The sequence below is a fragment of the Pseudomonas sp. TWP3-2 genome (genome assembly GCF_049897765.1).
Classification (GTDB): Bacteria; Pseudomonadota; Gammaproteobacteria; order Pseudomonadales; family Pseudomonadaceae; genus Aquipseudomonas.
The window spans coordinates 40,454-61,137 of sequence record NZ_JAFCWW010000005.1 but is presented as its reverse complement, the minus strand read 5'-3'; the positions used below and the strand labels follow the sequence as shown (position 1 = coordinate 61,137).

Sequence of the window (20,684 nt, the reverse complement as noted above, 5' to 3'; positions counted from 1 at the left end):
TCGTGCAGAGAACACCATGCAATTGATCTGGCTGCGCAGCGACCTGCGCCAACATGACAACACTGCCCTCGCGGCCGCCGCCGAGTGTGGCCCGACCGTGGCTGTGTACCTGTTGAGCCCGAAGCAATGGCAAGAACATGACGATGCTCCATGCAAAGTCGACTTCTGGCTGCGCAACTTGACTGAGCTGAGCAAAAGCCTCGGCGAGCTGAATATTCCGCTGCTGATCCGCACTGCTTCGCACTGGGATCAGGCGCCAGCGGTGCTGCTCGAACTCTGTCAGCAATTGAAGATCGAGGCCGTGCACGTCAACGAGGAATACGGCATCCACGAGACCCGGCGTGATGCAGCGGTGGCAGAAGCGCTGCAAGCCGAGGGCATCGCGTTCTACAGCTATCTCGACCAATTGCTGTTCAAGCCCGGCAGCGTCCTGACCAAAACTGGCACCTACTTTCAGGTCTTCAGCCAGTTCCGCAAGGTCTGCTACGAGCGCTTGCATCGCTCGATGCCGTCGCTGATCAAAGCACCCGTGAAGCAATCGGTGCTGAACATCGAGAGCGATCCGGTCCCCGCCTCCATTGACGGGTTCCCGACGCCAAGCGAATCGCTGCAAGCGCTGTGGCCGGCCGGCGAAGCCGAAGCGCGGCGCCGGCTCGATACGTTCGCCGACGTGCAAATCGACTATTACAAAAACGAGCGCGATTTCCCCGCCAAACCGGGCACCAGTCAGCTCTCGGCGTATCTCGCCGCCGGTGTGGTTTCGCCGCGCCAATGCCTGCACACCGCGTTGCAAAGCAATCAGGGTGAATTCGAAAGCGGCAAGGTCGGCGCGGTTACCTGGATCAACGAGCTGCTGTGGCGCGAGTTCTACAAACACATTCTGGTGGGCTATCCACGGGTCTCGCGTCACCGAGCGTTTCGCCCGGAAACCGAAGCCCTCGCCTGGCGTGATGCGCCGAAAGAACTGGCGGCGTGGCAAGAGGCGCGCACCGGCCTACCGATCATCGACGCCGCGATGCGTCAATTGCTGGAAACCGGCTGGATGCATAACCGCCTGCGGATGGTGGTGGCGATGTTCCTGACCAAAAACCTGCTGATCGACTGGCGTGAGGGCGAACGTTTTTTCATGCGTCACCTGATCGATGGTGATCTCGCAGCGAACAATGGCGGCTGGCAGTGGAGCTCTTCGACTGGCACCGATTCGGCACCGTACTTCCGCATTTTCAATCCGCTGAGTCAGTCGGAAAAATTCGACAGCGAAGGCGTGTTCATCAAGCACTGGCTACCTGAACTCGCAGCGCTGAACAAAAAGGATGTGCACAACCCGGCCAGCCTCGGCGGTTTGTTCGGCATTGCCGATTACCCCAAACCAATCGTCGATCTGAGCAGCTCACGACAACGCGCGCTGACCGCGTTCAAGAACCTGCCAAGCCGACAGCCAGCCGGAGGTCATGATGAGTGAATTCCTGCAGCGCTTCGCCCGCCAGTTTGCCGAGTTGAACAAAGACAACTTGCATCGTCTGGGCGAGCTGTACAGCGAAGACATTCATTTCACCGATCCACTGCATGAAGTGCAGGGACTGGCGCATCTGCGCACTTATTTCGCCGAGTTGTACGCCAACGTCAGCGAGCTGCATTTCGATTACCACGGCTTCGACCAGATCAGTGAGAGCGAAGGCTACCTGCGCTGGGTCATGAGTTACCGTCATCCGCGATTGGCGGGTGGTCAGTCGATTCGCGTTGCAGGCTGCTCGCATCTGCTGTGGCGCGACAAGGTTTATCGCCACCGGGATTACTTCGATGCCGGGGCACTGCTCTATGAACATCTACCAGTATTGGGCCGGGTGATCGCCTGGCTGAAAAGGAGAATGGGATGAGTCGTACACCTCCACGGCGTTATTGGTTGACCGGTGCCAGCAGTGGCATCGGCGCGGCACTGGCTGAAGAAATCCTCAAGAGCGGCGCACACCTGGCGGTCAGCTCGCGTCAGGTCGCACCGCTCAAAGTGTTGTCGCAACGCTATCCGGGGCAAGTGCTGGTGGTGGCGGGCGATCTGACCAACAGTCAGACGGTGCGCGAAATCGGTCAACAGATCGCCGAAGACTGGGGCTCGCTGGACAGCGTGATCCTCAACGCCGGCACTTGCGAATACGTCGATGCCAAGCAGTTCGACGCGTCGATCATCGAACACGTGGTGCGCACCAATCTGCTCGCCAGCAGTTACTGCATCGAAGCCGCTCTGCCGTTGTTGCGCAAAGGTACTGCGCCGCATCTGGTGGGCATGGCCAGCTCCGTGACTTACGTGCCGTTGCCGAGGGCTGAAGCCTACGGCGCGTCGAAAGCCGGGCTGCGTTATTTGTTTGAATCGCTGCGCATCGATCTGGCAGACGAGGGCATCGAAGTCACGGTGATCAGCCCGGGTTTCGTCGATACGCCGCTGACCGCCAAGAACGATTTTCCGATGCCGCTCAGTTGGCCTGTGGATAAAGCCGCGCGGCACATCTACGCCAGACTCAAGGATCGACCGCTGGAAATCGCCTTCCCCGCGATGTTCATGGCAATGCTCTGGCCGCTATCGAAGATGCCGTCGCGCGTGCAACTGGCGATCGGCAAGCGCATGGTGCGCAAAAATCCGCCGATGAGGGATCCTGCGTGAAAATCGCCATCGTCGGCAGCGGGATCGCCGGGTTGACCAGCGCCTACCTGCTTAATCGCCGACACGAGATCACGGTGTTCGAGGCCGGCGAGTGGGTCGGCGGCCACACGCATACTGTGGAAGTGACGGTCGATGGTCGCGAGTATTCGGTCGACACCGGATTCATCGTGTTCAACGACTGGACGTACCCGAATTTCATTCGCTTGCTGGGCCAGTTGGGCGTGCCGTTCAAAGCCACCGAAATGAGTTTTTCGGTGAACGATCCGGACAGCGGTCTGGAGTACAACGGCAACAACCTCAACAGCCTGTTTGCCCAACGCAGCAATTTTTTCTCTCCGGGTTTCTGGGGCATGTTGCGCGACATCCTGCGCTTCAATAAAGAGGCCAAGAGAGATCTGGCCGAACAGCGGATCGCCGCCGACACCACCCTCGATGATTACCTGAATGCGGGCGGCTACGGCGAGCGCTTCATCCTGCATTACATCGTGCCGATGGGCGCGGCGATCTGGTCGATGCCGATGGCGGAGATGCTCAATTTCCCGCTGCAGTTTTTTGTGCGGTTCTTCGAAAATCACGGCTTGCTGTCGGTGAATAACCGGCCGCAATGGTGCGTGGTCGAGGGCGGCTCCAGCGCCTACATCGCGCCGCTGACTGCCTCCTTCAGTGAAAGAATTCGCCTGAATTGTCCGGTCAGCCGGGTCGACCGCGACGAGCATGGAGTGGTTATCCACAGCCCGGCCGGCATCGAGCGTTTTGACAAAGTGGTGTTCGCCTGCCACAGCGACCAAGCCTTGAAACTGCTCGGCGTGCCAAGCGATGCCGAGCGCGAAGTGCTCGGCGCCCTGCCCTACGCCGACAACGAAGTGGTGCTGCACACCGACACCAACCTGCTGCCCAAACGCAAACTGGCCTGGGCCAGCTGGAATTACCGCCTCAACGGCGCCGGTCACACCCACGCCGCTGTCACTTATGACATGAACATTTTGCAGGGCATTCACAGCGACACTACGTTCTGCGTCAGCCTCAACCAGAGCGCCGGCATCGAGTCGTCGAAAGTCCTCGCACGCTTCACTTACGCGCATCCGCAATTCAGCTTGCGTGCCGTCGCGGCGCAGAACCGCTGGGCCGAAATCGACGGTGCGCAGCACACGCATTATTGCGGCGCTTATTGGGCCAACGGCTTTCATGAAGACGGCGTAGTCAGCGCGTTGCGGGTTGCCGCTGCGTTCGGGGAGAGCCTGTGAACAGCGCCCTCTACAGCGGCTGGATCGCCCATCGGCGCTTCGCCCCACGTCGGCATGAATTCCGTTACCGGATTGGTCTGCTGTATCTGGATCTGGCCGAGCAGGACGCCGTGTTCGGCTTGTCGCCGCTGGCCGGACACAGCCGGTTTGCGCCGTTCTCGTTTCGCGAAAGCGACTACCTGAAGACCTTCACCGGCCAAGGCATGCGCCTGATCGACGCGGTGCGCCAGCAAGTTGCATCAGCCATCGGCCATGAGCCGCAAGGCTCGATCTGCCTGCTGACCCAGGCGCGCAGTTGGGGCCTGGCATTCAACCCGGTGAGTTTCTTCTACTGCCACGAGGCCGACGGGCAACTGGCGGCGATCCTCTGCGAAGTCAGCAACACGCCGTGGCGCGAGCGTTATCACTATGTGCTCCCCGCGCGACAGGCGACTGAGCTCGGAGATCTGCATCAGCATTTCGCGGTGGCCAAGGCCTTTCATGTGTCGCCATTCCTGCCACGCGATCTGGAATACCGCATGAGCTTCAGCCCCGCCGCGCAAAACCTCGGCGTACACATGGCCGACTGGCAGGGCGAATTCAAACTGTTCGACGCCACGCTGAAGCTGCAACGCGAACCGCTGGATCGAGCGCATCTGCACCGCTACATCCGGCGCTTTCCGTGGATGACCGCCAAGACTGCGCTGGCGATCTATTGGCAGGCGCTGCGCCTGCTGCTCAAACGCACACCGATTTTTTCTCATCAGGCTGCCGACGGCGCCTTTCAAACTGCAACCGTGCTTCCCAAGGAACGCCACCATGAAAACTCCTAGCGTTTCGGTCAAAGCCAGCCTGTTCAGTGCCAACGGCCTGAGCGGATCGCTATTGCGCCGCGGCGTGTTACGCCAACTGGAGCAACTCAAACATGGACAACTGGTATTGATCGAAGACGGCGAACGGCAAGTATTCGGTGCAGCGGGCAGCGCGTTGGTTGGCGAAATTCAGGTACACGATGCCGCCGTCTGGGGGATGGTCGCCGCCAGCGGTTCGATCGGCGCCGGCGAGGCGTTTATCCACGGTTACTGGAGTTCGCCGGACCTGACCGCCGTGGTGCGCGTGTTCGTGAGCAATCTGGAAGTGCTCGACGGCATGGAGGGCGGACTGGCGAAAATCGGTCGGCCGCTGGTGCGCAGTCTGCATTGGTTGAATCGCAATACACGCAAAGGCTCACAGAAAAACATCGCCGCGCATTACGACCTCGGCAACGATCTGTTCGAGCAGTTTCTCGACCCGACCATGATGTATTCCGCCGCGCAGTTCCTCAGCCCGGAAGACACTCTGGAGCAGGCGCAACTGAACAAACTCGAACGAATCTGCCAGAAACTCGCGCTCAAGCCCGGCGATCACCTGCTGGAAATCGGCACCGGTTGGGGCAGCATGGCGCTGTATGCCGCGCAGAATTACGGCTGCAAAGTCACCACCACCACATTGTCGAAAGAGCAGTTCGCCTTCACCGCCGAACGCATCGAGCGCCTGGGTTTGCAGGATCAAGTGACGTTGCTGCTGACCGACTATCGCGACCTCACCGGCCAGTACGACAAACTGGTGTCGATCGAGATGATCGAAGCGGTCGGCCATCGCTTCCTGCCGACCTACTTCAAACAGTGCGCGCACCTGCTCAAAAGCAACGGCTTGATGCTGCTGCAAGCGATCACCATCCGGGATCAGCGCTACGAACAAGCGCGGCGCGGCGTGGATTTCATCCAGCGTTACATCTTTCCCGGCGGCGCCCTGCCCTGCGTGCAGAAAATGCTCGAGATCGTCAGCCGCGACACCGACATGAACCTGCTGCACATGGAAGATTTCGGCCTGCATTACGCCAAGACCCTGCGCCTGTGGCGCGAAAACTTTCGGCAAGCACATGGGCGTTTGAGCGAATTGGGTTACGACGATTATTTCCTGCGGCTGTGGGAGTTTTACCTGTGCTATTGCGAGGGTGGATTCCTCGAACGCACCATCGGCACTGCGCAACTGCTGTTGGCGAAACCGGCGGCGATGCCGGCGCCACTGCTCGGACGCTTCGATGCTTGAGCGGCTGGCGAACGCCTTACTGTTCCAGATCGGCTGGTTCGCCTGCGTGCTCGGCGGCAACAGTCTGTGGTTGCTGGTGGCGTTGGCGGTGCTGGTGATTCATCTGCGCTGGATTGGCAGTTGGGCGGCGGAAGGTCGGCTGATTCTCAGCGTGGTCATCATTGGCACAGCGGTGGACAGTGTTTTGCGTAGTCTCGGGGTGTTCGAGTTCACGGATCTGTCGCCACTGATTCCGTTGTGGCTGATGTTGCTCTGGGCCTTGCTGGCGACAACGCTGCGCCATTGTCTGCAATGGAGCGCGCGGCCATGGTGGCTGGCGAGTTTGCTTGGTGCGCTGGGTGGCGCTTTGTCGTATTACGCTGGCGGGCGCTTGGCGGGGGTGCATTTCCCCTACGGCGAAGCGCCGACGCTGATTGGCATCGGCCTGCTCTGGGCGTTGCTGTTTCCGTTGTTGCACAGCCTGGCTCGGCGCCTGAATGACGACGCAGCACGCTGAACGCCTGTCAGGCCTTTCACACAGTTATCGACGACTGCCTTACACTGCCCGCCATGAAAACCATTCCCCACCGGCAAATCACCGAACCGGCAGTCACCTGCTCGACTTGCGCAGCCTGCTGCTGTCAGCTTGAAGTGATGTTGATCACCGACACCGGCGTGCCCGAGCGTTTTATCGACACCGACGACTGGGGGGGTGAGGTGATGTTGCGGCTGGACGACGGCTGGTGCGCGGCGCTGGATCGCGACACGATGATGTGCACGATTTATGAGAAGCGCCCGTTGATCTGCCGCGAGTTCGAGATGGGCGCCCCGGAATGTATCGAAGAGCGCCAGGGTATCGCCACCGCTTACCGCTGATTAAAAGCAAAAGATCGTCCGATCGCGGCCCGAGCCTTCGGCAGCTCCTACAGGTTGTACATCAATCCCATGTAGGAGCTGCCGCAGGCTGCGATCTTTTGATCTGGCTTACAACGGCATTGTGTAATGCAGCGCGTAACTTTCCACGCCATCGTTGTCACTGCTCAGACCGGCGTTGGAATAGTGCGTCGCACGAATCCCGACTTCATGCCCGCCAGCGAATCGCAGACCAAAGCCCAGGCGATCTTCAAACTGGAAAGAGCCGCCGATGTTGTTGCTCTCGTATTTGGTGTTGGAAAAGAACGCCGCGCCGATACCCGCCTCGACGTACGGTTTGACCGACTCACCGGCGAACTCGTAAACAAACACCGGGGAGAACGACAGGCTGTTGTTGCTGGAAGTCTTGTCACCTTCCCAATAAGTGTAAGCGCCGCTCCAGTAACCGGTCACACGGCCGACGTCGCTCTGCAGCCAGCTCTTGTCCCAATCGAATTGCATGCCCAGGCGATAGGTCATGGTCGAATCGCTGGTCGCGCCAACTCCGAATTCAACGCCTGCAGCTTGTGCGGTATAGCTATGCCCCAATAATGCGGCCGCAATCGCGGCCAAGCAAAATAGTCGCTTCACTTCAAAACTTCCTTTTCCGGAACGATCGTTTGGTTTTCTGGATAACTGCGCTATAGAAGCCCGCGCCTGTTTAGAAGTTCAGATGAATTTTCAGTTTTTCACATTTTTTTTACAAATCGAAGCGTTGCACTTCGTTTGCGGTTTGGCCCAGCAACGGCAGGACATTTCTCAAGTACTGAGGATCGGCACTGGTCCAGAATCTGACCGATCGGTTCGGTCCTTCAGCCAGCAGATTTCGTTCAGCCAGAAGACGCTGAAGTTGCCGCGCTACAGCGGCGCCGGTGTCGATCAGACTGATGTCATCGGCGATCATGCTTCTGAGCATCGGCTTGAGAAACGGATAGTGCGTGCAGCCGAGAATGATCGTGTCGCAACCGGCAGCCAGCAGCGGTGCGACGTAACCGTGCAGCAGCTGGCGCAACTCGGCGCTGTGCAGATCGCCGCTTTCGATCAGTTCGACCAGCCCCGGGCACGGCTGGGTGATTACCCGCACGTCGGTAGCAAAGCGATCAAGTAGCGCTGCAAATTTGGCGCTCTGCAACGTGCCGGTGGTGGCGAGCACGCCGACCACACCGCTGCGCGTGGCAGCCGCCGCCGGTTTGACCGCTGGCTCCATGCCGACAATCGGCCATTGCGGATAATCACGCCGCAAGTCGGCAACGCCTGCGACAGTCGCGGTGTTGCAGGCCAGCACCAACGCCTTGGCGCCCTGCTCGCGGAAAAACCCGGCCATCACGCTGCAACGCTGGCGGATGAACTCCGGGGTTTTCTCGCCGTAAGGAATGTGCCCGCAATCGGCGACGTACAGCAGCGATTCGTTGGGCAGCAAACGCTGGATTTCGGCCAATACCGACAAGCCGCCGACGCCGGAGTCGAACACGCCGATAGGCGCTTCATGCATGGCGCGAACCACACACCGCGCAGCCAGGATCACGCTTGACCCGCAGCTCGCGGAAACGCGAACCCAGCGCATCGATCAGCAACAAGCGACCGACCAATGGCTCACCGAAACCGACCAGCATCTTCAACGCTTCCAGCGCCTGAAGGCTGCCGACCAGACCAACCAGCGGTCCGACCACGCCGGCTTCGCTGCAGGTCAGTTCGGCTTCGCTGCCATGCCCGTACAAACAGTGGTAGCACGGGCTCTCGGGGCGACGCGGATCGAACACCGACAACTGGCCCTCAAGGCGGATGGCCGCGCCGCTGACCAAAGGTTTCACCGCAGCGACACAAGCCGCATTGACCGCTTCGCGCGTTGAGAAATTGTCCGAACAGTCGAGCACCAGATCCACAGCAGCCACAGCCGCGGCGAGGGAATCCTCGTCCAGCGCACGACGATGTGGGACCAGCGAAATCTCAGGATTGATCGCGCTCAGCCGTTTAAGCGCCGAGTCGACTTTGCTCATGCCGACGCTGTCGGTGTCGTGGATGATCTGGCGTTGCAGGTTGGTCAGATCGACCGTGTCGAAATCCGCCAGATGCAATTCACCGACACCCGCCGCTGCTAGATACAGCGCGACTGGCGCGCCGAGACCGCCGAGGCCGACGATCAATACTCGGCTGGCCTTGAGCTGCAACTGGCCGTCGATGTCGACGTGTTGCAGCAGAATCTGCCGGCTATAGCGCAATAATTCCTGATCACTCAGCACGGCAGGCGCCCCAGGCTGATCCGTTGATGGCCGCCCAGATCGGTGCGGCTGTGGATATCTGCGAAACCGTGGGCCTGCAACAAATCGCGCACGGCCTCGGCTTGATCATAGCCGTGCTCGAGCATCAGCCAGCCGCCAACCTCAAGATGTGCCGGCGCCTGGGCGACGATCAGACGCAAATCGTCGAGCCCGTCGATACCGGCGACCAGCGCACTTTCGGGTTCGAAACGCACATCGCCTTCGACCAGATGCGGATCGCTGGAACGAATGTACGGCGGGTTGCTGATGATCAGTTGAAAACGCTGGCCTTCGACGGCGCTGAACCAGTGACTGCTCAACACTTTGACGTTGTTCAAGTGCAGACGCTGACGATTACGTTCGGCGAGGGCCACGGCTTCAAGCACGCGATCCACCGCATTCACTTGCCAGGCCGGACGCTCGCTGGCCAAAGCCAGAGCAATCGCGCCGCTGCCGGTGCCCAGATCGAGCACTTTGGCCGGGGTTGCCGGGAGCAATTCCAGCGCAGCTTCCACTAGTAATTCGGTGTCCGGACGCGGGATCAAGGTGTGCGGCGCGACTTCCAGATCCAGCTTCCAGAAACCCTGCTGACCGAGAATGTAGGCCACCGGCTCGCCAGCGCGACGGCGTTGCAGGTACTGAGCAAAGATCAGCGCGGCCTCGGACGGCACGATGCGCTCGGGCCAGGTGTGCAGAAAACTGCGTGACTTGCCCAGCGCCGCCGCGAGGAGCAATTCGGCGTCCAAACGCGCGGTCGGCGAATCCGGCAGTTCGGCGGCGCGCAACAGGCTGGCGATGATGGTCATTTACTCACCTATCGCTGCGAGTTGATCGGCCTGGTATTCGGCGAGCAACGGCTCGATCACTGCATCTATGCCACCGGCAAGGATTTCGTCGAGGGAGTACAGGGTCAGATTGACGCGGTGGTCAGTGACCCGGCCCTGAGCAAAATTGTAGGTGCGGATGCGCTCGGAACGGTCGCCGGAACCCACCAGCAACTTACGCTCGCTGGCGATGGCGTTGGCCGCGGCTGCGGTCTGTTGATCGTTGAGCTTGGCCGACAGCCACGCCATCGCCCGTGCACGGTTCTTGTGCTGGGAACGTTCTTCCTGGCACTCGACGACGGTGCCGGTCGGCAAGTGCGTGATGCGGATCGCCGAGTCGGTGGTGTTGACGTGCTGACCACCAGACCCGGAGGAGCGGTAAGTGTCGACGCGCAAATCTGCCGGGTTGATCTCGATGGTTTCCCGCTCGTCCGGCTCGGGCAACACCGCCACGGTGCACGCGGAGGTGTGGATACGGCCTTGGGATTCGGTGGCGGGTACACGCTGTACGCGGTGCGCGCCGGATTCGAACTTCAGCTTGCCGTAAACGTTGTCGCCTTCAACGCGGGCGATGACTTCTTTATAGCCGCCGTGTTCGCCTTCGTTTGCCGACAGGATCTCGACGCGCCAGCCACGTCGCTCGGCGTAACGCGAGTACATGCGGAACAAATCGCCGGAGAAGATCGCCGCCTCGTCGCCACCGGTGCCGGCGCGGATTTCGAGGAACACGTTGCGCCCGTCGTTGGGGTCCTTGGGCAGCAGCATGCGTTGCAGACTGGCTTCGATTTCGATCAGTTGCTCTTTGGTCTCGCGGACTTCTTCCACGGCCATTTCACGCATGTCCGCGTCGCCGTCCTTGAGCAGCGCCTGGGCGCCTTCAAGATCAGCCTGGACCCTGAGCAGCTGTTTATAGGCTTGTACAACCGGCTCGAGTTCGGCGTATTCCTTGGAATAGGCGCGGAATCTGGTCTGATCGGAAATGACTTCGCCGTCGCCAAGCAGCGCGGTCAGTTCCTCGAAACGGTCCTGGAGGATGTCCAGCTTATTGAGCAGTGACGCTTTCATTGCGGTTTTTTATCCGAAAAGCTATCCGGTGAGCCCTCGAGGGCAAAGAGTTCCTGGGCCATGGCCAGCGCATCGAGGCGGCCTTCGGCAGAAAGCTTTTTCAACTGCACGCTAGGCGCGTGCAGGAGTTTATTGGTCAAGCCACGCGCCAGTTGCACCAGCACGTCTTCGGCGTTGCCGCCATTGGCCAGCAGGCGCAGGGCTTTTTGCAGTTCTTCGTCGCGCAGGCGTTCGCTTTGCTGACGATAAGCCTTGAGCACATCGACCGCCGCCAGCTCGCGCAGGCGCACCATGAAATCATCGGCGCCGGTGGCGACCATCTCTTCGGCGGCCTGGGCAGCACCCTGACGACTCTTGAGGTTTTCGGCGACCACTTCGTGCAGATCGTCGACGCTATAGAGGTAAACGTCGTCGAGTTCGCCGACTTCCGGCTCGATATCCCGAGGCACGGCGATGTCGACCATGAAAATCGGCTTGTGCTTGCGCAGCTTCAGCGCGCTTTCCACCGCGCCCTTGCCGAGAATCGGCAACTGGCTGGCGGTGGAGCTGATGACGATGTCGCTGCGCACCAGCTCGGCCGGGATGTCCGAGAGCAACACGGCGTGCGCGCCGAACTGTTCGGCGAGCAGGCTGGCGCGCTCCAGCGTGCGGTTGGCGACGACGATGCGTTTGACCCCCAGCTCATGCAGATGGCGGGCGACCAGAGTGATGGTCTCGCCGGCGCCGATCAACAAGGCCTGACTGCGTTGCAGGTCGCTGAAAATCTGCTTGGCCAGGCTGACCGCGGCAAACGCCACCGATACCGGGTTTTCGCCGATGGCGGTGTCGGTGCGCACTTGCTTGGCGGCGTTGAACGTCGCTTGAAACAGGCGCCCGAGCAACGGGCCGATGGTGCCGGCCTCACGCGCCACGGCGTAGGCGGATTTCATCTGGCCGAGAATCTGCGGTTCGCCGAGCACCAACGAGTCGAGCCCGGAGGCGACGCGCATCATGTGACGAACTGCCGCATCCTCTTCATGCACATAAGCACTCGCGCGCAGCTCTTCGAGGCTTAAATGATGGTAATCGGCGAGCCAGCGCAGCACCACGTCCGAGGACAGGTGATCCTGTTCTATATAAAGCTCGCTGCGATTGCAGGTGGAAAGGATCGCAGCTTCGCGGCTGTCGGTGAGTCGGCAGAGTTGCTGCAACGCCTCCACCAGCTGCTCAGGGGTAAACGCCACGCGCTCGCGGACGTCTACAGAAGCAGTCTTGTGGTTGATACCGAGTGCGAGGAAGGCCATTCAAGGTCGCTGATGGTGACGTGAAGCCGGCAATTGTCCTACTTCGCCAGATTCAGAACAACCACCGCTGACTATTGTCCCAATTGCTTACCCCTATAAAGGGCACAATCGAGTCTCGGTTATGTTTGGCCGAAGGCTTGTGTCATGATGATCCGACCGCAGGTTAGTCGTCCTCTTCCTATATGAATAGATCCTCCGCGTTGCTCCTTGCTTTTGTCTTCCTCAGCGGCTGCCAGGCCTTGGCTCCCGTGTCGCAGGACAGTGCCTCACCGGCCGAAGACACTACGCCAGCCCCTGAAAAGCCCAAGGTTTACAGCTCGTTCAGCGAGGAAACAGTCTTTAGCCTGTTGAGCGCTGAACTGGCCGGCCAGCGCAATCGTTTCGACATTGCCCTGGATAACTACGTGACCCAGGCCATCAATACCCAGGATCCGGGCGTCTCCGAGCGCGCGTTCCGCATTGCCGAGTACCTCGGCGCGGATCAGCCAGCGCTGGATACCGCATTGATCTGGGCGAGAAATGCGCCGGACGACCTCGAAGCGCAACGCGCCGCCGCCGTGCAACTGGCCCGCGCCGGGCGTTACGACGACTCGATGGTCTACATGGAGAAAGTCCTGCAGGGCAAGGGCGACACGCATTTCGATTTCCTTGCGCTGTCGGCTGCCGACACCGATCAGGAAACCCGCGACGGTCTGATGAAAAGTTTTGACCGTTTGTTGCAGCGCCACCCGAACAATAATCAGCTGATTTTCGGTAAAGCCTTGCTGTTGCAACAGAACGGCGACACCAAAGGTGCGCTGTCTCTACTTGAAGACAACCCGCCGGAAGACGGCGAAATCGCCCCGATCCTGCTGCGCGCGCGTCTGCTGCAAGGTCTGAACCGAGGCGACGAAGCGCTGCCGCTGTTGCAGAAAAGCATCAAAAAATACCCGGACGACAAACGTCTGCGCCTGACTTACGCGCGGATGCTGGTCGAACAGGACCGCATGGACGACGCCAAAGTCGAGTTCTCCACGCTGGTTCAGCAATACCCGGAAGATGACGAACTGCGTTATTCGCTGGCGCTGGTGTGCCTGGAAGGCAAGGCCTGGGACGAGGCCAAGGGTTATCTGGAAGATCTGATCGCCCGCGAAAGCCACGTCGATTCTGCTCACTTGAACCTGGGTCGCATCGCCGAAGAGCGCAACGACCCGCAAGGCGCGCTGATCGAGTATGCCCAGGTCGGCCCCGGCAACGACTATCTGCCGGCGCAATTGCGTCAGGCGGACATTCTGATGAGCAACGGCAAAGCCGCCGAAGCCCAAAGCAAACTGGCTGCCGAACGCGACGAGCAGCCGGATTACGCGATTCAGTTGTATCTGATCGAAGCCGAAAGCCTGTCCGCCAACAATCAAGGCGACAAGGCCTGGAAAGTCCTGCAACAAGCGTTGCTGCAATATCCGGACGATCTGAACCTGCTTTACACCCGCGCAATGCTGGCGGAAAAACGCAATGACCTGGCGCAGATGGAAAAAGATCTGCGCCTGATCATCAAGCGTGACCCGGACAACGCTATGGCGCTCAACGCTTTGGGCTACACCCTGTCCGACCGCACCACGCGCTACGCTGAAGCCAAGGCGCTGATCGAACAGGCGCACCAGATCAATCCGGAAGACCCGGCGGTGCTCGACAGCCTTGGCTGGGTGAATTACCGCTTGGGCAATCTGGAAGACGCCGAGAAATACCTGCGCCAGGCACTCGAGCGTTTCCCTGACCACGAAGTCGCCGCTCACCTCGGTGAAGTGCTGTGGACCAAGGGTAAGCAGCGCGAAGCCAAGCAAATCTGGGGCAAGTTCCTCAAGGACCAGCCCGACAGCACCATTCTGCGCAGCACCATCAAGCGCCTGACCGGATCCGAGACTCTATAACTCATGTTTTTGCGCCACGTTATTGTTTTCAGCTTCATCGCCCTGCTTGCCGGTTGCGCAGGCTTCGGCGCACGCGAATCGGTCGAGGGCCACGGCAACCCGGCGCAGTGGAACGTGCACAAACAGCAACTGAGCAGCCTTGATGGCTGGCAGATCGACGGCAAGATCGGCATTCGCGCACCGAAAGATTCCGGCAGCGGCACGCTGTTCTGGCTGCAACGTCAGGACTATTACGACATCCGCCTGTCCGGCCCGCTGGGTCGTGGCGCGGCACGTTTGACCGGGCGCCCGGGCGCGGTATCGCTGGAAGTGGCCAATCAGGGCCGCTACGAAGCGCCGACCCCGGAAGTCCTGCTCGAAGAACAGCTCGGCTGGAAACTGCCGGTGTCGCACCTGGCCTGGTGGGTGCGCGGCTTGCCAGCACCCGAGAGCAAAAGCCGTCTGACCCTGGATGCTGACAGCCGTCTGGCCAACCTGGATCAGGATGGCTGGCAGGTTGAATACCTCAGCTATGCCGAGCAGAACGGTTACTGGTTGCCCGAGCGGATCAAACTGCACGGCTCGGATCTGGACGTGACGCTGGTGATCAAGAACTGGCAACCGCGCAAACTGGGGCAATAACGCATGACCGCTCCACGCCTGACGCTGCCCTCGCCAGCCAAACTCAACCTGATGCTGCATATTCTCGGACGCCGTGAAGACGGTTATCACGAGTTGCAGACAATTTTTCAGTTCCTCGATTACGGCGATGAAATCACCTTCGCCGTGCGCGATGACGGCGTGATTCGGCTGCACACCGAATTTGCCGGCGTGCCGCACGACAGCAACCTGATCGTGCGTGCAGCGAAAAAACTTCAGGAACAATCCGGCTGTTCACTCGGGATTGATATCTGGATCGACAAGATCCTGCCAATGGGCGGCGGCATTGGTGGCGGCAGTTCGAACGCGGCGACCACGCTGCTCGGCCTCAACCATTTGTGGCAGTTGGGTTGGGATGAAGATCGGCTGGCGACACTGGGCCTTTCGCTCGGCGCAGACGTCCCGGTGTTCGTGCGTGGCCACGCGGCATTTGCCGAAGGCGTGGGCGAAAAACTCACCCCGGTCGAGCCCGCAGAACCGTGGTATGTCGTGCTCGTTCCGCAAGTCTCTGTAAGTACGGCAGAAATTTTTTCAGATCCATTGTTGACACGTAACACGCCGCCCATTAAAGTGCGCCCCGTTCCCGAGGGAAACAGTCGTAATGACTGCTTGCCGGTGGTATCGAGGCGTTACCCAGAAGTACGTAACGCGTTGAATTTGCTAGGTAATTTTACCGAAGCGAAACTCACCGGAACTGGAAGTTGTGTGTTTGGGGGCTTCCCAAGCAAAGCTGAAGCTGATAAAGTCTCGGCCCTTCTGACAGAGACCCTTACAGGGTTTGTAGCAAAGGGAAGCAACATTTCGATGTTGCATCGCAAGCTGCAAAGTCTGCTCTAAAGGAACCAAGTGCTCGGCACTTGCAAGCAACAGATACAGGGGCGTCGCCAAGCGGTAAGGCAGCAGGTTTTGATCCTGCCATGCGTTGGTTCGAATCCAGCCGCCCCTGCCATTTTCCATACTCATCCAGGTTACCCTCAGCCTCTAGGTACTGCGCGTGTCCAAGATGATGGTCTTTACGGGGAACGCTAACCCCGATCTGGCTCGACGTGTCGTACGTCAGCTGCATATCCCTCTCGGTGACATCTCTGTCGGCAAGTTTTCCGACGGCGAAATTACTGCCGAGATCAATGAAAACGTTCGCGGTAAAGACGTTTTCATTATTCAGCCGACTTGCGCTCCGACCAACGATAACCTGATGGAACTGGTAGTGATGGCTGATGCCTTCCGCCGCTCCTCGGCTACTCGTATTACTGCTGTTATTCCTTATTTTGGTTATGCCCGTCAGGATCGCCGTCCGCGTTCCGCACGTGTAGCTATCAGCGCGAAAGTCGTTGCTGACATGCTTACCGTAGTCGGCATCGACCGTGTTCTCACGGTTGATCTGCATGCTGACCAGATTCAGGGTTTCTTCGATATTCCGGTAGATAACATCTACGGCTCCCCGGTTCTGGTGGATGACATTGAAGATCAGCGCTTCGAAAACCTGATGATCGTGTCCCCGGACATTGGTGGCGTCGTGCGTGCACGTGCCGTTGCCAAGTCCCTGGGTGTGGATCTCGGGATCATCGACAAACGCCGTGAGAAAGCCAATCACTCTGAAGTGATGCACATCATTGGTGATGTCGAAGGGCGTACCTGCATTCTGGTTGATGACATGGTCGATACCGCCGGCACTCTGTGCCACGCGGCGAAGGCCTTGAAAGAGCATGGCGCAGCCAAGGTCTTTGCCTACTGCACACACCCTGTGCTGTCGGGTCGGGCCATCGAGAATATCGAAAATTCCGTGCTGGACGAGCTGGTGGTGACTAACACCATCCCGCTGTCCGCTGCAGCACAAGCCTGTGCGCGTATCCGTCAACTGGATATCGCACCGGTAGTTGCCGAAGCGGTTCGCCGCATCAGCAACGAAGAATCGATCAGCGCGATGTTCCGTTAAGGGCCCTGCCCTTCTCGAAATGTCTCGTTGACGAAAAGCGCCCCGCCCCGGCATTCCTGCCGGGGCGGGGCTTTTTTGCCCATACCGTGTTTGGCGCTGGTCGCAAACGTCAACCCGGTCATGGCTATTTTGGAGATACACAATGAACGATTTTACTCTGAATGCTGAAGTGCGTTCCGACCTGGGGAAAGGTGCGAGCCGCCGCCTGCGTCGTCTCGCAAGCCTGGTTCCAGCTGTAGTTTACGGTGGCGACAAAGCCCCTGAATCCATCAGCATGCTGGCTAAAGAAGTTGCCAAACTGCTCGAGAACGATGCTGCTTACAGCCACGTTATCGAACTGAACGTTGGCGGCACCAAGCAGAACGTCATCATCAAAGCTCTGCAACGTCACCCAGCTAAAGGCCACGTGCTGCACGCTGACTTCGTACGCGTTGTAGCTGGTCAGAAACTGACCGCTATCGTGCCGGTTCACTTTGTTGGTGAAGAAGCTCCGATCAAGAAAGGCGGCGAAATCTCGCACGTTCTGAACGAAATCGAAGTGACCTGCCTGCCGAAAGATCTGCCTGAGTTCATCGAAGTCGACCTGTCGGCTCTGGAAATCGGCGCAATCGTTCACCTGTCCGACCTCAAAGCCCCTAAAGGCGTTGAGTTCGTTGCACTGGCTCACGGTGACGACAAAGCTGTTGCAAACGTACACGCTCCACGCGTTGCTCCAGAAGCTGAAGAAGGCGCTGCAGAGTAAATCACTCTGTATTGCCGGAGCTTGAGGAAACATCGCGGACCGAAACGTAGCGAGAAAGCGGGCGATAACGCGGCGTTTACTCTTGAGTAAATGAAGTTTTTCGTCCACTTTCGCCGCACTCGCTGACGGCGATGTTATCCACAACTCCAAAGGAAGGGCCCCTATCGTGACTGCCATCAAACTGATCGTTGGCCTGGGAAATCCAGGCGCTGAATACGAACAGACCCGGCATAACGCAGGGGCCCTTTTTGTTGAGCGCATCGCCCACGCGCAAGGTGTGAACCTTGTGGCCGATCGCAAATATTTCGGCCTGACCGGACGCTATTCGCATCAGGGTCAGGATGTTCGCCTGCTGATTCCCACCACGTACATGAACCGCAGCGGCCAGGCCGTGGCGGCACTCGCCGGATTCTTCCGCATTACGCCTGAAGAAATCCTCGTGGCGCACGACGAACTCGATCTGCCTCCGGGCGTTGCCAAGCTCAAGCAGGGCGGCGGCCATGGCGGTCACAACGGGTTGCGCGACATCATTGCGCAACTGGGCAATCAGAATACGTTTTACCGCCTGCGGCTTGGCATCGGCCACCCGGGCGTTGCCAGTATGGTTTCAAATTTCGTCCTGGGTCGTGCGCCACGCGCCGAACAGGAAAAACTCGATGCCAGCATCGACTTTGCCCTCGGCGTGCTGCCGGATATCCTCGCCGGTGAATGGAACCGTGCGATGAAAAACCTGCACAGCCAGAAGGCCTGACTTTTACCCGAAGGGGAAACACCATGGGATTCAATTGCGGCATCGTCGGCCTGCCTAACGTCGGCAAGTCCACCCTGTTCAACGCCCTGACCAAATCCGGGATCGCGGCCGAGAACTTCCCCTTCTGCACCATCGAGCCGAACAGCGGTATCGTGCCGATGCCGGATTCGCGTCTGGAAGCCCTGGCTGCCATCGTCAATCCGAAGCGCATCCTGCCGACCACCATGGAATTCGTCGACATCGCGGGCCTGGTTGCCGGCGCCTCGAAAGGTGAAGGTCTGGGCAACAAGTTCCTCGCCAACATCCGCGAAACCGATGCAATTGCTCACGTCGTGCGCTGCTTCGAAGACGAGAACGTGATCCACGTTTCGAACAGCGTCGACCCGAAACGCGACATCGAAATCATCGACCTGGAACTGATCTTCGCCGACCTCGACAGCTGCGAGAAGCAACTGCAGAAAGTCGCGCGCAACGCCAAGGGTGGTGACAAGGACGCCGTCGTTCAGAAAGCGCTGCTCGAGCAACTGATCGCGCATTTCACCGAAGGCAAACCTGCACGCAGCCTGATGAAGAACATGAGCACCGACGAAAAAGCGGTGATCAAGGGCTTCCACCTGCTGACCACCAAACCGGTCATGTACATCGCCAACGTGGCTGAAGACGGCTTCGAGAACAACCCGCTGCTCGACGTGGTCAAGGCCATCGCCGAAGAAGAAGGCGCGATCGTTGTCCCCGTCTGCAACAAGATCGAAGCGGAAATCGCCGAGCTGGATGACGGCGAAGAGAAAGACATGTTCCTCGAGGCCCTGGGCCTGGAAGAGCCTGGCCTGAACCGCGTGATCCGCGCCGGCTACGAAATGCTGCACCTGCAGACCTACTTCACCGCCGGTGTCGAAGAAGTCCGCGCCTGGACCGTCAAAGTCGGTGCCACCGCACCTCAGGCTGCCGGCGTGATCCACACCGACTTCGAGAAAGGCTTCATCCGCGCCGAAGTCATCGCCTACGACGACTTCATCCAGTACAAGGGCGAAGCCGGCACCAAAGAAGCCGGTAAATGGCGTCTGGAAGGCAAGGATTACATCGTCAAAGACGGCGACGTGATGCACTTCCGTTTCAACGTCTAAAAGCTGCACCCATGAAAAAGCCGCGTTTGATACGCGGCTTTTTTGTGCCTGAGTTTTAGCGCATCAGGCTTTCTTCGTCTTCGGCAAAAAGATCGCCAATACCCCAAACAACGGCAAGAACGAACACAGGAAGTACACGTACTCAATCCCGTGCACATCCGCCAGGTGCCCGAGCAGCGCTGCGCCAATCCCGCCAAAACCGAACATCAGACCGAAGAAAATGCCGGCAATCATTCCGACATTGCCCGGCACCAGCTCCTGCGCGTAAACCACGATTGCCGAGAACGCCGAGGCGAGGATGAAGCCAATGACCACGCTGAGCACGCTGGTCCAGAACAGATCAACATGCGGCATCAGCAAGGTGAACGGCGCCACGCCGAGGATCGAGAACCAGATCACCGCTTTACGCCCGACCTTGTCGCCAATCGGCCCACCAAAGAACGTGCCCGCCGCCACGGCACCGAGGAACAGGAACAGGTGCAGCTGCGAACTCGCCACCGACAGGTCGAACTTCTCGATCAGGTAGAAGGTGAAGTAGCTGGTGAGGCTGGCCATGTAGAAATACTTGGAGAACACCAACAGCCCGAGCACCACCAGCGCGCTGGTTACCCTGCCCTTCGACAATCCGTGGGTGGCAGCCTGGCCGGCCTTGAGCTTGAACAGGTTGAGGTGATGCGCATACCAGCGACTGATGCGGTACAGCACGAACAGCGCAAACACCGCGAACAGACCGAACCACGCCACGTGATCCTGACCGTAGGGAATGATGATCGCCGCCGCCAGCAACGGGCCGAGTGCCGAACCCGCGTTGCCGCCAACCTGGAAGGTTGATTGCGCCAGGCCAAAACGCCCGCCCGAGGCCAGTCGCGCAATTCGCGAAGCTTCCGGGTGGAAAGTCGAGGAACCAATGCCGATCAACCCCGCTGCCAACAGGATCAGCGGAAAGCTGCCGACCACCGACATCATCAAGATGCCGATCAAGGTGCACACCGTCCCCGCCGGCAACAGCCAAGGTTTTGGATGACGATCAGTGTGGTAACCGACCCACGGCTGCAACAACGATGCAGTCAATTGAAAGGTCAGGGTGATCAGGCCGATCTGGGTGAAAGTCAGGCCATAACTGGCCTTGAGCATCGGATAGATCGACGGCAACACCGATTGAATCAAGTCGTTGATCAAATGCGCCAGCGCCACCGCGCCGATGATGCGCATCACCAATGGACTGCTTTGTGAGGAAGCGGGCGCCGCCGCAGCGGCGGACTGAACGTTGCTGATAGCCATGGGAATTTCCGGA

The 20,684-nt window shown here is 59.3% G+C and carries 22 protein-coding genes and 1 tRNA gene; 16 read left to right on the top strand and 7 right to left on the bottom strand.

Annotated elements, in window-relative coordinates:
* Positions 1-16: 16 nt before the first annotated feature.
* From phrB to ACP7EE_RS09700, 8 genes are read left to right on the top strand one after another with little or no spacing between them, the layout of a single operon-like run.
* Positions 17-1,462, top strand: coding sequence for a deoxyribodipyrimidine photo-lyase (gene phrB, locus ACP7EE_RS09735; RefSeq protein ID WP_426234520.1), 1,446 nt, complete (start codon positions 17-19; stop codon positions 1,460-1,462).
* Positions 1,455-1,877: a nuclear transport factor 2 family protein gene (locus ACP7EE_RS09730; protein ID WP_426234367.1), complete on the top strand. Its 423-nt coding sequence runs from the start codon at positions 1,455-1,457 to the stop codon at positions 1,875-1,877. Before phrB ends, ACP7EE_RS09730 begins: the two co-directional genes overlap by 8 nt.
* Positions 1,874-2,656, top strand: a complete 783-nt coding sequence (locus ACP7EE_RS09725; protein ID WP_426205743.1) for an SDR family NAD(P)-dependent oxidoreductase — start codon at positions 1,874-1,876, stop codon at positions 2,654-2,656. Before ACP7EE_RS09730 ends, ACP7EE_RS09725 begins: the two co-directional genes overlap by 4 nt.
* A complete protein-coding gene (locus ACP7EE_RS09720; RefSeq protein WP_426234366.1) occupies positions 2,653-3,900 on the top strand; it encodes an NAD(P)/FAD-dependent oxidoreductase in 1,248 nt (415 codons plus the stop codon). Before ACP7EE_RS09725 ends, ACP7EE_RS09720 begins: the two co-directional genes overlap by 4 nt.
* Positions 3,897-4,712, top strand: a complete 816-nt coding sequence (locus ACP7EE_RS09715; protein ID WP_426234365.1) for a DUF1365 domain-containing protein — start codon at positions 3,897-3,899, stop codon at positions 4,710-4,712. The genes ACP7EE_RS09720 and ACP7EE_RS09715 overlap by 4 nt, the downstream gene beginning before the upstream one ends.
* Positions 4,699-5,970, top strand: coding sequence for a class I SAM-dependent methyltransferase (locus ACP7EE_RS09710; RefSeq protein ID WP_420650791.1), 1,272 nt, complete (start codon positions 4,699-4,701; stop codon positions 5,968-5,970). The genes ACP7EE_RS09715 and ACP7EE_RS09710 overlap by 14 nt, the downstream gene beginning before the upstream one ends.
* Positions 5,963-6,466, top strand: coding sequence for a DUF2878 domain-containing protein (locus ACP7EE_RS09705; protein WP_426234364.1), 504 nt, complete (start codon positions 5,963-5,965; stop codon positions 6,464-6,466). The genes ACP7EE_RS09710 and ACP7EE_RS09705 overlap by 8 nt, the downstream gene beginning before the upstream one ends.
* A gap of 53 nt (positions 6,467-6,519) precedes the next feature.
* Positions 6,520-6,825 (top strand): YkgJ family cysteine cluster protein, encoded by a 306-nt coding sequence (locus ACP7EE_RS09700; protein WP_426234363.1) that lies wholly within the window; start codon positions 6,520-6,522, stop codon positions 6,823-6,825.
* Between the two features lie 108 nt (positions 6,826-6,933).
* On the opposite strand, the gene ACP7EE_RS09695 is transcribed toward ACP7EE_RS09700, so the two are convergent.
* From ACP7EE_RS09695 to hemA, 6 genes are all read right to left on the bottom strand, one after another.
* On the bottom strand, positions 6,934-7,452 hold the full coding sequence (locus ACP7EE_RS09695; RefSeq protein WP_426234362.1) for an acyloxyacyl hydrolase: 519 nt from the start codon (positions 7,450-7,452) through the stop codon (positions 6,934-6,936).
* A 109-nt stretch (positions 7,453-7,561) separates the two neighbouring features.
* Positions 7,562-8,353, bottom strand: a complete 792-nt coding sequence (gene murI / locus ACP7EE_RS09690; RefSeq protein WP_426234361.1) for a glutamate racemase — start codon at positions 8,351-8,353, stop codon at positions 7,562-7,564.
* Positions 8,346-9,101 carry a molybdopterin-synthase adenylyltransferase MoeB gene (locus ACP7EE_RS09685; RefSeq protein WP_426234360.1) on the bottom strand — a complete coding sequence of 252 codons (756 nt, stop codon included), beginning with the start codon at positions 9,099-9,101 and terminating at the stop codon, positions 8,346-8,348. The genes murI and ACP7EE_RS09685 overlap by 8 nt, the downstream gene beginning before the upstream one ends.
* Positions 9,095-9,925: a peptide chain release factor N(5)-glutamine methyltransferase gene (gene prmC / locus ACP7EE_RS09680; protein ID WP_426234359.1), complete on the bottom strand. Its 831-nt coding sequence runs from the start codon at positions 9,923-9,925 to the stop codon at positions 9,095-9,097. Before prmC ends, ACP7EE_RS09685 begins: the two co-directional genes overlap by 7 nt.
* Complete coding sequence (gene prfA, locus ACP7EE_RS09675; protein ID WP_426234358.1) at positions 9,926-11,008, bottom strand: peptide chain release factor 1; 1,083 nt, start codon at positions 11,006-11,008, stop codon at positions 9,926-9,928.
* Positions 11,005-12,291 carry a glutamyl-tRNA reductase gene (gene hemA / locus ACP7EE_RS09670; RefSeq protein ID WP_420650799.1) on the bottom strand — a complete coding sequence of 429 codons (1,287 nt, stop codon included), beginning with the start codon at positions 12,289-12,291 and terminating at the stop codon, positions 11,005-11,007. Before hemA ends, prfA begins: the two co-directional genes overlap by 4 nt.
* 182 nt (positions 12,292-12,473) lie before the next feature.
* Between hemA and ACP7EE_RS09665 the strand changes: the two genes are divergently transcribed.
* The 8 genes from ACP7EE_RS09665 to ychF all read left to right on the top strand — a co-directional run bounded on the left by ACP7EE_RS09665 (position 12,474) and on the right by ychF (position 19,390).
* Complete coding sequence (locus tag ACP7EE_RS09665; protein ID WP_420650800.1) at positions 12,474-14,198, top strand: tetratricopeptide repeat protein; 1,725 nt, start codon at positions 12,474-12,476, stop codon at positions 14,196-14,198.
* Between the two features lie 3 nt (positions 14,199-14,201).
* Positions 14,202-14,819 carry a lipoprotein insertase outer membrane protein LolB gene (gene lolB / locus ACP7EE_RS09660; RefSeq protein ID WP_420650801.1) on the top strand — a complete coding sequence of 206 codons (618 nt, stop codon included), beginning with the start codon at positions 14,202-14,204 and terminating at the stop codon, positions 14,817-14,819.
* Between the two features lie 3 nt (positions 14,820-14,822).
* A complete protein-coding gene (gene ispE, locus ACP7EE_RS09655; protein WP_426205733.1) occupies positions 14,823-15,674 on the top strand; it encodes a 4-(cytidine 5'-diphospho)-2-C-methyl-D-erythritol kinase in 852 nt (283 codons plus the stop codon).
* Between the two features lie 37 nt (positions 15,675-15,711).
* Positions 15,712-15,786: transfer RNA gene (locus ACP7EE_RS09650), tRNA-Gln, on the top strand.
* 45 nt (positions 15,787-15,831) lie between these two features.
* Positions 15,832-16,773: a ribose-phosphate pyrophosphokinase gene (locus tag ACP7EE_RS09645; protein WP_003171603.1), complete on the top strand. Its 942-nt coding sequence runs from the start codon at positions 15,832-15,834 to the stop codon at positions 16,771-16,773.
* Between the two features lie 142 nt (positions 16,774-16,915).
* A complete protein-coding gene (locus tag ACP7EE_RS09640; RefSeq protein ID WP_426205732.1) occupies positions 16,916-17,515 on the top strand; it encodes a 50S ribosomal protein L25/general stress protein Ctc in 600 nt (199 codons plus the stop codon).
* Between the two features lie 166 nt (positions 17,516-17,681).
* Complete coding sequence (gene pth / locus ACP7EE_RS09635) at positions 17,682-18,266, top strand: aminoacyl-tRNA hydrolase (RefSeq protein WP_420650804.1); 585 nt, start codon at positions 17,682-17,684, stop codon at positions 18,264-18,266.
* A 23-nt stretch (positions 18,267-18,289) separates the two neighbouring features.
* Positions 18,290-19,390, top strand: a complete 1,101-nt coding sequence (gene ychF, locus ACP7EE_RS09630; protein ID WP_420650805.1) for a redox-regulated ATPase YchF — start codon at positions 18,290-18,292, stop codon at positions 19,388-19,390.
* Positions 19,391-19,453: 63 nt separating this feature from the next.
* On the opposite strand, the gene ACP7EE_RS09625 is transcribed toward ychF, so the two are convergent.
* Positions 19,454-20,671, bottom strand: a complete 1,218-nt coding sequence (locus ACP7EE_RS09625) for an MFS transporter (protein ID WP_426205731.1) — start codon at positions 20,669-20,671, stop codon at positions 19,454-19,456.
* Between the last annotated feature and the right edge of the window lie 13 nt (positions 20,672-20,684).

Bases quoted from the DNA above. Each gene is read 5' to 3' on its own strand.
- ACP7EE_RS09730 (WP_426234367.1), top strand. From the start codon at position 1,455: ATGAGTGAATTCCTGCAGCGCTTCGCCCGCCAGTTTGCCGAGTTGAAC.
- ACP7EE_RS09710 (WP_420650791.1), top strand. From the start codon at position 4,699: ATGAAAACTCCTAGCGTTTCGGTCAAAGCCAGCCTGTTCAGTGCCAAC.
- ACP7EE_RS09725 (WP_426205743.1), top strand. From the start codon at position 1,874: ATGAGTCGTACACCTCCACGGCGTTATTGGTTGACCGGTGCCAGCAGT.
- phrB (WP_426234520.1), top strand. From the start codon at position 17: ATGCAATTGATCTGGCTGCGCAGCGACCTGCGCCAACATGACAACACT.
- ACP7EE_RS09700 (WP_426234363.1), top strand. From the start codon at position 6,520: ATGAAAACCATTCCCCACCGGCAAATCACCGAACCGGCAGTCACCTGC.
- murI (WP_426234361.1), bottom strand. From the start codon at position 8,353: ATGCATGAAGCGCCTATCGGCGTGTTCGACTCCGGCGTCGGCGGCTTG.
- hemA (WP_420650799.1), bottom strand. From the start codon at position 12,291: ATGGCCTTCCTCGCACTCGGTATCAACCACAAGACTGCTTCTGTAGAC.
- ACP7EE_RS09640 (WP_426205732.1), top strand. From the start codon at position 16,916: ATGAACGATTTTACTCTGAATGCTGAAGTGCGTTCCGACCTGGGGAAA.
- prmC (WP_426234359.1), bottom strand. From the start codon at position 9,925: ATGACCATCATCGCCAGCCTGTTGCGCGCCGCCGAACTGCCGGATTCG.
- ACP7EE_RS09705 (WP_426234364.1), top strand. From the start codon at position 5,963: ATGCTTGAGCGGCTGGCGAACGCCTTACTGTTCCAGATCGGCTGGTTC.
- ispE (WP_426205733.1), top strand. From the start codon at position 14,823: ATGACCGCTCCACGCCTGACGCTGCCCTCGCCAGCCAAACTCAACCTG.
- ACP7EE_RS09665 (WP_420650800.1), top strand. From the start codon at position 12,474: ATGAATAGATCCTCCGCGTTGCTCCTTGCTTTTGTCTTCCTCAGCGGC.
- ACP7EE_RS09625 (WP_426205731.1), bottom strand. From the start codon at position 20,671: ATGGCTATCAGCAACGTTCAGTCCGCCGCTGCGGCGGCGCCCGCTTCC.
- ychF (WP_420650805.1), top strand. From the start codon at position 18,290: ATGGGATTCAATTGCGGCATCGTCGGCCTGCCTAACGTCGGCAAGTCC.
- prfA (WP_426234358.1), bottom strand. From the start codon at position 11,008: ATGAAAGCGTCACTGCTCAATAAGCTGGACATCCTCCAGGACCGTTTC.
- lolB (WP_420650801.1), top strand. From the start codon at position 14,202: ATGTTTTTGCGCCACGTTATTGTTTTCAGCTTCATCGCCCTGCTTGCC.